Raw genomic sequence first — 13,083 nt, forward strand, 5'->3', positions numbered from 1 at the left:
TTTTCAAAGGATTATTTTCTTTCTACCTTAATATAAAACTGATTGGTTTTTACTGTAACGTCTTCCAATACTACCTTTTTATCCACTTTAAGCTCTTGATTTTCAGTAGTGACTTGTAAACGAATTGTTTTTTCGTTAATGATAATATCAACGGGCATTTTAAAATCGGCAGTTACATTTTCCCATTTATAATTCAGTGTATTGCCAGATTTTGAGAGTACTAATTTTGGAATTTTTGTAGTCGTTAAATAGTGCTGAAATACAGAAGTTAAATCGATACCGCTTTCTTTATTAAAGAAATCAATTACTGTTTTCGTATCAATAATTTGTTTTTTGAAGGTTTCAGAGTAATCGTAAAGTAATTTCCACCATTTTACATCATCATTAATAATATGTCTAATGGTATTCAGCATTAAGGCACCTTTGTAATACATATCGCCACTTCCTTCTCGGTTTACACCAAATTGACCAATAATTGGACGGTCGTTTCGTACACTTCTTGATTGTCCGTTTACATATTTAATGGCTTCCTCATATCCTTTAATACATTCAATAAAAACGGTTTCTGTGTAGGTTGTAAAGCCTTCGTGAATCCACATATCTGCGATGTCTTTACTTGTAATGCTGTTACCAAACCATTCGTGTCCTGTTTCGTGAATCGTAATATAATCGAAAAATAATCCAGCTCCTGTACCAGATAAATCCATTCCAAGATACCCTTTTTTGTACTTGTTTCCGTATGCGACAGCACTTTGGTGTTCCATACCTAAATAAGGCGTTTCCACTAATTTATAACCATCTTCAAAAAACGGATATTTTCCAAATTTACTTTGAAAGCAATTCATCATAGGTTTTACATCATTGTCAAAATGTTTACGAGCTGTTTCTTCGTTGTATCGCAACACATAATAATCTAAATCCAGACCTTCGTGATTATCGTGAATATGAACATAATCGGCAATATTTACTGTAATATCATAATTGTTAATAGGATTTTTTACTTCCCAATCCCAACGTGTGTAGCCGTCTTTTAAATCGGTTGAACCTAAAAATCTTCCGTTGGAAACATTCATTAATCCGTTTGGTACGGCTACTTTTATACTGGCGCCATTATCTGGTTCATCCGTTTGCGAATCTTTACACGGATACCATAAACTCGCACCGGTTCCTTGCACAGCCACACCAATCCAAGGATTTTGTTTTTTATCTTTTGTAAATACAAAACCACCATCCCAAGGTGCATTTTTAGCAATTATAGGATTTCCATAGTACGAAATTCTTAATTTATGGGTTTCACCTTTTTTTAATGTTTTCGGAAAATGAATAAATACGGCGTTAAATTCTCTTGTACATTCTATTTTAGGAATATTATCTAATCTTATACCATCAATTATCATATTTTCAAACAAATCTACTTGGATTTTATTTGTATCATCGTCTACTTTAAATGTTATCGTATTGGAACCAAATAGCCATTTTTTTTCAGGATCAATTCTGATGTCTAAATCATATCGCAACACATCATAACAGGTTCTTTCTTCACGAAGTCCACCTTGTAGCGAATCTTTACGAGAAAATTCTTGCGCTTCAATTTGATTGAAAACGAATAGAAAAAAGGTAAATAGAAGTATTTTTTTCATAGTAAAGAAAGTAAATTTAAAATATGAAACGTAATTAATTAATTATAATGATGCTTTCAGCAATACAAGTTTGCGTTTTTTTACTGATTACTTATAACTGAACACTGCCAACTAAACCTGTATTACCCCTAAATTAAATTTCTTTTCAATAGGCGCGTGGTTGGCGGCTTCAATTCCCATAGAAATCCAAGTTCTGGTATCTAATGGGTCAATAATAGCATCGGTCCATAATCTGGAAGCCGCATAATACGGTGACACTTGTGCATCGTATTTGGCTTTAATTTTATCAAATAATTCTTTTTCTTTGGCTTCATCTACCACTTCTCCTTTATTTTTTAAAGAAGCGGCTTCAATTTGTGCGAGTACTTTTGCGGCTTGCGTTCCACCCATAACGGCTAACTCAGCACTTGGCCAAGCAAAAATTAATCGTGGGTCGTAAGCTTTTCCACACATAGCATAATTTCCTGCACCGTATGAATTTCCAACTACAACTGTAAATTTTGGCACAACAGAATTGGCTACAGCATTCACCATTTTGGCACCATCTTTAATAATACCACCGTGTTCCGATTTACTTCCTACCATAAAACCCGTTACGTCTTGTAAAAAGACTAACGGAATTTTCTTTTGGTTACAATTCGCAATAAATCGAGTGGCTTTATCCGCACTTTCCGAATAAATTACACCACCAAACTGAATTTCACCCTTTTTAGTTTTAGAAACCAAACGCTGATTCGCAACAATTCCTACAGCCCAACCCTCAATTCTAGCATAACCAGTAATAATCGTTTGTCCGTAACCTGCTTTGTATTCATCAAATTCTGAATTATCCACCAAACGCTTGATAATTTCATTCATATCATATTGATCCGTACGTAATTTTGGTAAAATTCCGTAAATATCTTTGGGCTCTAATGCGGGTTTTGCAGGAGTTACTCTGTTAAATCCAGCTTTGTCATAATCGCCAATTTTTGAAACAATACTTTTAATTCTGTCTAAAGCAGCTGCATCATCTTTAGCTTTAAAATCGGTTACTCCAGAAATTTCACAATGTGTGGTTGCACCACCAAGTGTTTCATTATCAATGGTTTCGCCAATTGCGGCTTTCACTAAATAACTTCCGGCTAAGAAAATACTTCCTGTTTTGTCTACAATTAAAGCTTCGTCACTCATAATTGGCAAATATGCGCCACCGGCTACACAACTTCCCATAACGGCAGCAATTTGGGTAATTCCCATGCTACTCATAATGGCGTTGTTTCTGAAAATTCTGCCGAAATGTTCTTTATCTGGAAATATTTCGTCTTGCATAGGTAAATAAACCCCTGCCGAATCTACCAAGTAAATAATTGGCAAACGATTTTCCATTGCAATTTCTTGTGCTCTTAAATTCTTTTTTCCAGTAATAGGAAACCAAGCACCAGCTTTTACAGTCGCATCATTGGCAACTACTATGCATTGTTTACCTTTAATATATCCTATTTTTATTACTACGCCGCCAGACGGACATCCGCCGTGTTCTTCGTACATACCTTCTCCTAAAAAGCCACCAATTTCAATACTTTTGGCATTGCTGTCCAATAAATAATCGATACGCTCTCTGGCTGTCATTTTGCCTTCAGCGTGTAATTTATCAATACGTTTTTGTCCTCCGCCTAATTTTACTTTCGCAAATTTTTGCAACATATCTGAAACCAAAAGTTTGTTGTGGTCTTCGTTTTTATTGAAATTAATATCCATTTTTTTATAAGTCTAATTCGAAAGTTTGTCTAAATAATTCTATGTTAGGATTTAACTCCTTAAAATGTTTGTATTTTTCTTCGTTGGTATAAATCACCTTAGGTTTGTAGGTTTCAATTACCGTTATTTTAATTTTAACATCGTAGTTGCGTAAATTGGTTTTCAAGTAGCTAATTAATTCTGAATTTGTATTTTCAAAATCTTCTTTAGAACCTTGATTTGGAAATTCTAACAATATATTGGTGCCCATTAATACAGGTTTGCTCAATCGCATATAACTTGCAAATAATTTTTTTCCTTTATTTTCTAAAACATCTATAAAATCATTCCAATGTTTTATGGCATCTTCCTGTGTGAATGGATCGGCTAAATGTTCGCCTACAGATAAAGTTTCTGATTTTGCTAAATTAGAAACATCTGCTTTTTGTTTTAATCCTTTAATAGATAAAGAAGAAATTCGATTATTGGTATCTATTGTAGGCGTAAGTTTTTGTTGTATTTGTTCAATTTTCGCTTCCACTTTTACTTCCATATTTGGAACTTCTTCCTGAGGAACAGCTTTTATTTCAGGTGTTGAAACAACTGGTGGTTGAATTGATATTTGTGGAGATTGACTTTTTTGAGTTGAATCAAAGAAAGTAGAAGGTATTATATAATATTTAGCTTTTTTTTTTCGGCATCATGTGTTAATGAAGCCAATTGCATAAGTGTAAGTTCAACAAACAATCGTTGGTTTTGACTCACTTTATATTTTAAATCGCACTCATTAGCAATAGAAATCCCTTGCAATAAAAACTCTTGAGAAGCTTTTTGTGCCTGAACAGCAAATTCTTGTTGTGTTTGTTCACTGACTTCTAACAACGAAAGTGTTGCTGGATTTTTACAAACCAATAAATCTCTAAAGTGTGAAGCTAAACCAGCAACAAAGTGGTGTCCGTCAAATCCTTTCGATAAAATATCGTTATACGTTAAAAGTAATTGCGGAATATCGTTCTCTAAAATTAAATCGGTAACTTTTATATAATAATCGTAATCTAATACGTTTAAGTTTTCAGCTACTGCTTGTCGTGTTAAATTATTTCCACAATACGAAACTACTCTGTCAAATATAGACAAGGCATCACGCATGGCGCCATCAGCTTTTTGCGAAATGATTCGAAGCGCTTCTTCTTCAAACTGCACATTTTGATTTTGTGCAATTTCCATTAAATATTCTTTTGTATCGTTTATCGTAATTCGTTTGAAATCGAATATTTGACAACGAGACAATATGGTAGGAAGAATTTTATGTTTTTCAGTCGTAGCTAAAATAAAAATAGCGTGCTTTGGTGGTTCTTCTAATGTTTTTAAAAACGCATTAAATGCCGAAGCTGAAAGCATGTGCACCTCATCAATTATGTACACTTTATATTTGCCGGTTTGTGGAGGTATTCTTACTTGGTCGATAATACTTCTAATATCATCAACACCATTATTAGACGCAGCATCTAATTCAAATACATTGAAAGAGAAATCTTCATTTGGATCATCGTATCCTTCTTGGTTGATTTTTCTGGCTAATATTCTAGCACAAGTTGTTTTTCCAACACCACGAGGTCCTGTAAAAAGTAGTGCTTGTGCTAAATGGTTGTTTTCAATGGCATGCAACAAAGTATTCGTAATAGCAAGTTGCCCAATAACATCTTTAAATGTTTGAGGTCTGTACTTTCTGGCTGATACTATAAATTGTTCCATAACGTATTATTGATAGCAAATATAGATTTAAAAAGTGAAAACTCAAAAGTGAAAAGTAAAAAGTTATTAAGAATTTTTTAGGCATAAACTTTACAATACAGATTAAAGAAATTTATAAAATTTATATGATTTCTATAATCTGTGTTTCTAAAATTAATTCAGAAAATCAATTTAATTCATGAAAAACGCCCAATTTAAATTATATTTGCCAAGCAGACCGCCTTATCGCTCCGATTTATCGGTGAGGAAAGTCCGGACACCACAGAGAAGCATAGCGGGTAACGCCCGTCTGCCGATACCTATCGGTAAGGACAAGTGCAACAGAAAGTATGTACAGGTTAAGCTGTAGTGAAACCAGGTAAACTCTATGCGGTGAAATTTCAAGTATATCAGCATGTAAGGGCTTCTCGTCCGTTGTTGAAGGGTAGAAAGATAGATTCCGCGAGTAATTTCGGAACTAGATAAATGATAAGGCTCCAATTTTATTGGAGACAGAATCCGGCTTATAGGTCTGCTTTTTTTAAAATTTGTTAATAATTTACTTTGAATTGCTTAATAACTTTTGGCGAATTAACTTTAAGTTAATATTAGAGTGTTATTTTTGCAACGAAATTTTAATAATAAAAAAAATGGCTTTAAAAGATATTTTAAATTTTTTCTCTCCGAAGGACAAAACTTTTTTTCCTTTATTTGATCAAGCAACTCATAAATTGACAAAACTTTCTGAGTTTTTACATGAAGCAACTAATGCTTCAAAAGAAGATAGAGATGTTTATTTCAAAAAAATTGATGAATTAGAGGAACATATTGAAAAAATATCTCACACAATGAATTTAGAGCTAAGTAGAAACTTTATTACTCCGTTTGATAGAGAAGATATTCATGCTTTAATGACAACTATTGAAGATGTGTCAAGTAATCTTCAAGAGGCGTCAAATAGAATTAGAATGTATCAGGTTGAAAAAATCAGTAAATCGATTAGAAAAATTACTGAAATTAATTTAGAGGCTTGTCAATTAATTACAGAATCTGTAAAAGAATTGAAAGAAATGAAAGATTTTAAAAATGTATTTGAATGCGTGAAAAAAATCAACAAATTAGATAGAAAATCAGATTCTGTTTTTGAAAAAGCCATTTCAGATATTTTTGAAAACGAAACAGATGTTAAAAATATTATTAAATATAAAGAAGTATTAGCTTCTTTGGATAAAGCAACAGATAAATGTAAATCTGTGGCACGAGTATTAGAAGCTGTTGCAGTTAAACACTCTTAATTAAGTACTATGTTTGCACTTTTAATAGTAATTATAATAATTGCTTTGCTTTTTGATTTGGTTAACGGGTTTCACGATGCCGCCAATTCAATAGCAACAGTTGTTTCTACAAAGGTTTTAACGCCTACACAAGCTGTAGTTTGGGCTGCTTTTTTTAATTTAGTTGCCTATTGGGTGTTCGATATGAGTGTAGGAAATACAGTAGCAAAAACAGTAGATAATTCTGCTATTACACTTTGGGTTATTTTAGCCGGACTTATAGCCGCAACGCTTTGGAATTTATTAACTTGGAAATTAGGTATCCCATCTTCATCTTCTCATACGTTAATTGGTGGATTTGGAGGTGCTGCTGTAGCTCACGCTGGTTTCGATGTGTTAAATTCTACAGAAATTTTAAAAACAGTTGCATTTATATTTTTAGCTCCCGTAATTGGTGGTCTAATTTCTTATTTGATTGCAATGGTTACCATTCAAAGAAAGTTTGTAATTAAAATAACAATTTCAATTTTACTTTCAGTACTAACGGTTTATGTGACGTATAGCTTAAAAGACGCTTTAGATATTAAACCAATTATGATTTGGATTATTGGAGTACTTTTAGGATTGTTTATTGTAGTATATTGTTGGTACGAAATTGTACACGGTAAAAATCCTTCGCATACCAAAGAAGGAAATATGTATAAAAAATTACAATTACTTTCTTCAGCTGCTTTTTCATTAGGACACGGTGGTGCCGATTCTCAAAAAGTAATGGGTATTATTTGTGCCGCTTGTATTGTATATGCAAATTCTTACAGAGGCGGAACAGATAACGATATGCCTAATTTCGTTAAAGAATATAACTTATTACATACTACTGAGATTTTACAAATAAAATATAGTAATGAAGAAGGTAATTTGAAAAAATTTAAACCTTCTGTTGGTGTTTTTGGAAGTGATACAATTTACTTAGATGGTAATAAAATAGTAGATGTTTCCTCGAACGAAACTATTTATACTGATGAAAAATTAAATACTAAAGTTGCTAAAACGAATCCATTTTTATTAGCATTAGCAAATGAAAAAGTAAACGCAAATAACTTTGAAAAAGTTTCCAAAAAGCTGGCAAAACTTGAAGTATATTCTGATAAAAAAGAAGTTAAAGATGTTGTTACTAATGAAGTGATTTTTAGTGATAATAAAATTAATCCGAAATACAAATACGCTAAAATTTTCGCTAAGTATATTGATGAAAACGGGAATCTATTAGCAGGGCACAAATTAGAAACTAAAGTTACTAAAGAAACTATGCCAACTTGGATTGCCTTTGGTTGTTATTTAATGATTGGTGCAGGTACTTTAATGGGTGGTTGGAAAATTGTTAAAACAATGGGAACCAAAATTACAAAAGTAACTCCTCTTGAAGGCGTTTGTTCTGAAACAGCTGGTGCTTTAACCTTATTTACGGTTTCTCAAATGGGAGTGCCAGTATCAACAACCCATACCATAACAGGTTCTATTATTGGAGTAGGAGCGACCAAACGTTTAAGTGCGGTAAGATGGGGTGTAACAATAAGTTTGTTATGGGCTTGGATACTAACTATTCCTGTATCTGCAATTATTGGTGCGTTACTTTATTATGTTACTACCTTCTTTTCATAAAATAAAATTTTTAATAAAAAAAGCCGATTTTCAAAAATAGAGAATCGGCTTTTTTTATGTTTCATCATTTGTTAAAATTAACATAAAATTTTTAGCATTTAAGTAACATAAATGTATATTTAGAGTCTTATATATAACTAACCAAAAAAATAGCATTATGTTGAAAAAATCAATACAAATTTTATTTTGCTTTTTGCTTCTAGGCACCTTTGATAGTGTGGCACAAAAGAAAGACCAAAAAAGTAAAAATGCACCTGCACCACCACAAGCAGCAGACTCAAAAAAACCAGAGGCTAAAAAAGAACCTAAACCGTACAAAAAAGTAATTGACTCTACAGCCGTTACGCAAAAAGGTCTAATTGATGTACATAAAGTGGCAGACAAATATTTATTTGAAATTTCTGATGCTTTAATTGGTAAAGAAATTATGACCATCACCAGATATTCTAAAACTCCAGCTGGAGGTGGAATTTTTGGTGGAGAAGAAATTAACAGACAAGTTGTTCGTTTTGAAAAAGGGCAAAACAACACCATCATTTTACGTTCAATTACGTATGTAATTACGACTCCAGATGAGGACAAACCAATTACTAAGTCAGTAAAAAATTCAAGTGCCGATCCAATTATTGGTATTTATGATGTTCTAGCGTATAAAAAAGACGAGTCAGGGAAAAATAATGTTGCTAGCGTTATTGATATGACTCCGGCTTTCGATTCTGATTTACAAACGTTTTCTTTGAATTCAATTAACAAGCAAATGTTAAGTATTCAGGCGTTTCAAAAAGACAAATCGTTTATTCAATTTGTAAAAAGTTTTCCAATCAATACAGAAATTAGAACTACCAAAACGTTTACAACTGTAGCGCCTCAAATTTCAAGAACGCCAATGCCTAAAATTGGTGTTGATTTTCCAGCCGCTCTTGATGCGGGTGTAGTTACTATGGAATTAAATACATCGTTTATTTTATTACCAGAAAACCCAATGCGTAAAAGAACATTCGATAAAAGAGTGGGGTATTTTGCCAATGGATACGATGTTTTTGAAGAAGATTCTCAAAAAGCAGATACAGATGTTTTTGCTGTAAGATGGCGTTTAGAACCAAAAAATGAAGAAGATGCTCAAAAACAAAAAAATGGCGAATTAATTGAACCTAAGAAACCAATCGTTTATTATTTAGATCCTGCTACACCTGATAAATGGAAACCGTTTATCAAACAAGGTATCGATGATTGGCAAGCTGCATTTGAATTTGCAGGTTGGAAAAACGCCATTCGTGGTGAATATTGGCCAGAAAATGATCCAACAATGAGTTTAGAAGATGCACGTTTTTCTGTATTAAGATATTTTGCTGCAGAAATTCAAAATGCTTACGGACCAAATGTTCACGACCCAAGAACGGGTGAAATTATGGAAAGTCATATTGGTTGGTACCACAATATTATGAGTTTATTACGCGATTGGTATTTAATTCAAACAGCGGCGGTAGATCCAAATGCAAGACATAAAAAATTAGACGACAAATTAATGGGCGAATTAATTCGTTTTGTGGCGGCTCACGAAGTAGGCCACACGCTTGGATTACGTCATAATATGGGAGCAAGTAATGCTACTCCAGTAGAAATGTTAAGAAATCCTGAGTTCCAAAAGAAAAACGGACATACATCATCAATTATGGATTATGCACGTTTCAACTATGTAGCACAACCAGAAGATAATGTAAAAGATTTATTTCCGAGAATTGGCGATTATGACAAATGGGCTATCAAATGGGGGTATTCTTATTTTAAAGATGCTGCCGATGAAAAAGTGGAAAAAGCATTGTTAAATGAAATGACAAAAGACGCTTACAAAGACAGAAGACTATGGTTTGGTACAGAAACAAACCCATACGATCCTCGTTATCAAACAGAAGATTTAGGAGATAATTCTATGAAAGCATCAGCTTATGGAATTAAAAATTTGAAAAGAATTTTACCTAATTTAACGGAATGGAGTAAAGAAAACGGTGAAGACTATTCAGAATTAGAAGGATTATATAATTCGTTAGTTGGACAATTTAGAAGATATATGGGTCACGTAACTAAAAACGTAGGTGGTGTTTATGAAAACCCAAAAACCTATGATATGGCAGGAAATGCCTACGAAGTTACACCTTCTGCAATTCAAAATGAAGCAGTAGCTTTCTTAAATGAGCAATTGTTTAAAACACCGACTTGGTTATTAAATCAAAATATCATTTCTAAAATAAAAGGCGATGTTGGTGTGGATGCCATTAAAAGTATGCAAGATGCAACACTTTCAAGTTTATTATCAAATGATAGATTGGTTCGATTAATTGAAACTTCATCGTTAAACAAAGCCAATTATTCAGTTGATGAATTAATTTCAGATTTAAGAAGAGGTATTTTCTCAGAATTAAAATCGAATGCTGCTATTGATATTTACAGAAGAAATCTTCAAAAAGTATTTGTGAGTAGAGTTATAGATGTTGCGTTAGCTGATAAAACGGCTACTGGAAATTTTGATGGAAAAAGAATTAGTGTCTTAGATACTGATATTCCGTCTATTGCTAAAGGACAATTGGTGGAATTAAAAGCTCAATTGAAAAAAGCAAGCGCTGTTTCTACAGATCGATTAACTAAATTTCACTTAAATGATTTGGTTGCACGTATTGAAAATGCTATGAAACCAAAGCAATAAATTTCGACCTGTTAAACTTTTAAACTCGACCTGTCGAGTTGTTTAATTCGACCTGTTAAGTTTTACAACTCGACAGGTCGAATTTTTTTGATCTAATTTGTTAGTCTTCTTTTTGTCCCATCATCATTAAATAGGCCTTTAAAAACCCATCAATTTCACCGTTTAAGACGGCTTCAGAATCGGAAGTTTCAAATCCAGAACGCACATCTTTAATTAGTTTGTAGGGATGTAAAACGTAATTTCTAATTTGCGAACCCCATTCAATTTTCATTTTACCGGCTTCAATGTCGTCCCGTTGTGCCAATTGTTTCTTCAATTCAATTTCATACAATTGCGATTTTAACATTTGTAACGCACGCGACCTATTGTCGTGTTGCGAACGCGTTTCGGAACATTGAATCTGAATTCCTGAAGGTTTGTGATATAATTGAACCTTAGTTTCTACTTTATTTACATTTTGTCCACCAGCACCACTTGAACGGGCTGTGGTAATTTCAATATCTGCAGGGTTAATTTCAATTTCAATGGTATCATCAACTAAAGGATATACATACACCGAAGCAAATGAAGTATGGCGCTTGGCATTACTATCAAAAGGTGAAATTCGTACCAAACGATGCACGCCATTTTCTCCTTTTAAATATCCAAAAGCAAAATCGCCTTCAATTTCTAATGTTACGGTTTTTATACCTGCAGCATCGCCTTCTTGATAATTCAGTTCTTTAACTTTATACCCTTGTTTTTCGGCCCACATCAAATACATTCGCATCATCATGCTTGCCCAATCGCAACTTTCTGTTCCTCCAGCACCTGCGGTAATTTGTAGTACAGCACTTAAATTATCACCTTCTTCCGAAAGCATATTTCTAAATTCTAAATCCTCAATATGGTTGATTGTTTTCTCAAAAATAGCATCTAATTCTTCTTCAGAAACGGCGTCTTCTTTATAAAAATCATAAGTCAGTTGCAATTCTTCAGCTAAATCTTCACAATTGGTGTAGTCGTCTACCCATTTCTTTTTCGAACGTAAATTTCGTACTACAATTTCTGCTTGTTTAGCATTGTTCCAAAAGTCGGGAGCAAAGGTTTTTTCTTCTTCGTTAGATATTTCTACAAGCTTGGCATCAACGTCAAAGATACCTCCTTAACGCACCAAGGCGATTAATAATGTCTTTTATTTGTTCGGTATTTACCATTTTATTTGTAATTTTACACAACAAAAATAGACTATTTATACGATTTATGGAAATTAATTTATTCAGCGATACGGTTACCAAGCCCACTCCAGAAATGTTACAATATATGTTTAACGCGAAAGTGGGTGATGATGTTTTTAAACAAGATCCGACAGTTAATGAATTGGAAGCCTCTTTAGCTGATTTATTTGGCAAAGAAGCCGCTTTGTTTTTTCCTTCCGGAACGATGGCAAATCAAACTGCTATAAAATTACACACCAATCCGGGTGACGAATTAATTTGTGATAAATGGGGACACGTTTTTTTATATGAAGCGGGTGGAGTAGCTTTTAACAGCGGTGTTTCGTGCAATTTAATTGACGGAAATCGAGGTATGATTACCGCCGAACAAGTAGAAAACGCTATAAATGATCCTGAGTTTTATCACGCACCAATGACGAAATTAGTATGTGTAGAAAACACAACAAATAAAGGCGGCGGCGCTTGTTATGATATAGAAGAATTAAAAAAAATAAAAGAAGTTTGCACGAAACATAATTTAAAATACCATTTAGACGGCGCCCGACTTTGGAATGCTTTAGTGGCAAAAAAACAACATCCAAAAGTATATGGAGAATTGTTTGATACCATTTCAGTATGTTTATCTAAAGGTTTAGGCGCACCTGTTGGTTCGGTTTTGTTAGGTACAAAAGAAGATATGAAACGCGCGCTTCGAATTCGTAAAATATTTGGTGGCGGTATGCGTCAAGCAGGTTATTTAGCTGCGGCAGGAATGTATGCATTACAAAATAACATTACTCGATTAGAAGAAGACCACAAAAAGGCAAAAGAATTAGGAAGTGTTTTAGAAACGCTACCTTTTATTTATAAAGTAGAACCAATTGAAACCAATATTGTTATTTTTAAACTGAAAAGTGATGTCAATGAAACGCAGTTTATTGATAAGTTGAAAGAGAAAAACATCAATATCAGCAATATGGGACAAGGTAAATTACGAATGGTTACTCACTTGGATTACAAACAAGTAATGCACGATTATGTAATGGAAGTTTTGAGTAAAATTAGTTTTTGATTAAACACATAGGAACATAGTTTAATTGTAAAATCATTTAACTTAAGCTTACATAGCTATGTTTTCTTAAAAACAAAACACTTAA

General features: G+C 33.2%; 9 protein-coding genes and 1 other RNA gene. 5 read left to right on the forward strand and 5 right to left on the reverse strand.

The features are described 5' to 3' along the window. Positions 1-11: 11 nt before the first annotated feature. The 4 genes from ACIQ16_RS06410 to dnaX all read right to left on the reverse strand — a co-directional run bounded on the left by ACIQ16_RS06410 (position 12) and on the right by dnaX (position 5,114). Positions 12-1,640, reverse strand: coding sequence for a M1 family metallopeptidase (locus ACIQ16_RS06410; RefSeq protein ID WP_396149766.1), 1,629 nt, complete (start codon positions 1,638-1,640; stop codon positions 12-14). Between the two features lie 111 nt (positions 1,641-1,751). Further along, a complete protein-coding gene (locus tag ACIQ16_RS06415; protein ID WP_396149769.1) occupies positions 1,752-3,380 on the reverse strand; it encodes an acyl-CoA carboxylase subunit beta in 1,629 nt (542 codons plus the stop codon). A gap of 4 nt (positions 3,381-3,384) precedes the next feature. After that, the gene (locus ACIQ16_RS06420) at positions 3,385-3,912 is read right to left on the reverse strand and encodes a hypothetical protein (protein ID WP_396149772.1); all 528 of its coding nucleotides are present in this window, start codon (positions 3,910-3,912) and stop codon (positions 3,385-3,387) included. A gap of 116 nt (positions 3,913-4,028) precedes the next feature. Further along, a complete protein-coding gene (dnaX, locus tag ACIQ16_RS06425; protein WP_396149774.1) occupies positions 4,029-5,114 on the reverse strand; it encodes a DNA polymerase III subunit gamma/tau in 1,086 nt (361 codons plus the stop codon). 209 nt (positions 5,115-5,323) lie between these two features. Here dnaX and rnpB point away from each other — a divergent pair. The 4 genes from rnpB to ACIQ16_RS06445 all read left to right on the forward strand — a co-directional run bounded on the left by rnpB (position 5,324) and on the right by ACIQ16_RS06445 (position 10,730). Next, an RNA gene (rnpB, locus tag ACIQ16_RS06430) (RNase P RNA component class A) lies at positions 5,324-5,636 on the forward strand. Positions 5,637-5,743: 107 nt separating this feature from the next. Next, the gene (locus ACIQ16_RS06435; protein ID WP_396149776.1) at positions 5,744-6,388 is read left to right on the forward strand and encodes a DUF47 domain-containing protein; all 645 of its coding nucleotides are present in this window, start codon (positions 5,744-5,746) and stop codon (positions 6,386-6,388) included. Positions 6,389-6,397: 9 nt separating this feature from the next. Continuing rightward, positions 6,398-8,029 carry an anion permease gene (locus ACIQ16_RS06440; protein ID WP_396149778.1) on the forward strand — a complete coding sequence of 544 codons (1,632 nt, stop codon included), beginning with the start codon at positions 6,398-6,400 and terminating at the stop codon, positions 8,027-8,029. A 157-nt stretch (positions 8,030-8,186) separates the two neighbouring features. After that, complete coding sequence (locus ACIQ16_RS06445) at positions 8,187-10,730, forward strand: zinc-dependent metalloprotease (protein WP_396149781.1); 2,544 nt, start codon at positions 8,187-8,189, stop codon at positions 10,728-10,730. Between the two features lie 100 nt (positions 10,731-10,830). On the opposite strand, the gene prfB is transcribed toward ACIQ16_RS06445, so the two are convergent. Further along, positions 10,831-11,926 (reverse strand): peptide chain release factor 2 gene (gene prfB, locus ACIQ16_RS06450; RefSeq protein ID WP_353076602.1). Its coding sequence is split into 2 segments (ribosomal slippage): positions 10,831-11,862 and positions 11,864-11,926, totalling 1,095 coding nucleotides; the frame shifts between segments, so codons are not numbered across the junction. A gap of 46 nt (positions 11,927-11,972) precedes the next feature. On the opposite strand from prfB, the gene ACIQ16_RS06455 reads away from it, so the two are divergent. Further along, positions 11,973-12,998, forward strand: coding sequence for a threonine aldolase family protein (locus tag ACIQ16_RS06455; protein WP_396149784.1), 1,026 nt, complete (start codon positions 11,973-11,975; stop codon positions 12,996-12,998). Positions 12,999-13,083 lie beyond the last annotated feature (85 nt).

The sequence above is a fragment of the Flavobacterium sp. genome (assembly GCF_044360715.1).
Taxonomy (GTDB): Bacteria; Bacteroidota; Bacteroidia; order Flavobacteriales; family Flavobacteriaceae; genus Flavobacterium.

Bases quoted from the DNA above. Each gene is read 5' to 3' on its own strand.
- ACIQ16_RS06435 (WP_396149776.1), top strand. From the start codon at position 5,744: ATGGCTTTAAAAGATATTTTAAATTTTTTCTCTCCGAAGGACAAAACT.
- ACIQ16_RS06415 (WP_396149769.1), bottom strand. From the start codon at position 3,380: ATGGATATTAATTTCAATAAAAACGAAGACCACAACAAACTTTTGGTT.
- ACIQ16_RS06410 (WP_396149766.1), bottom strand. From the start codon at position 1,640: ATGAAAAAAATACTTCTATTTACCTTTTTTCTATTCGTTTTCAATCAA.
- ACIQ16_RS06420 (WP_396149772.1), bottom strand. From the start codon at position 3,912: ATGGAAGTAAAAGTGGAAGCGAAAATTGAACAAATACAACAAAAACTT.
- dnaX (WP_396149774.1), bottom strand. From the start codon at position 5,114: ATGGAACAATTTATAGTATCAGCCAGAAAGTACAGACCTCAAACATTT.
- ACIQ16_RS06455 (WP_396149784.1), top strand. From the start codon at position 11,973: ATGGAAATTAATTTATTCAGCGATACGGTTACCAAGCCCACTCCAGAA.
- ACIQ16_RS06445 (WP_396149781.1), top strand. From the start codon at position 8,187: ATGTTGAAAAAATCAATACAAATTTTATTTTGCTTTTTGCTTCTAGGC.
- ACIQ16_RS06440 (WP_396149778.1), top strand. From the start codon at position 6,398: ATGTTTGCACTTTTAATAGTAATTATAATAATTGCTTTGCTTTTTGAT.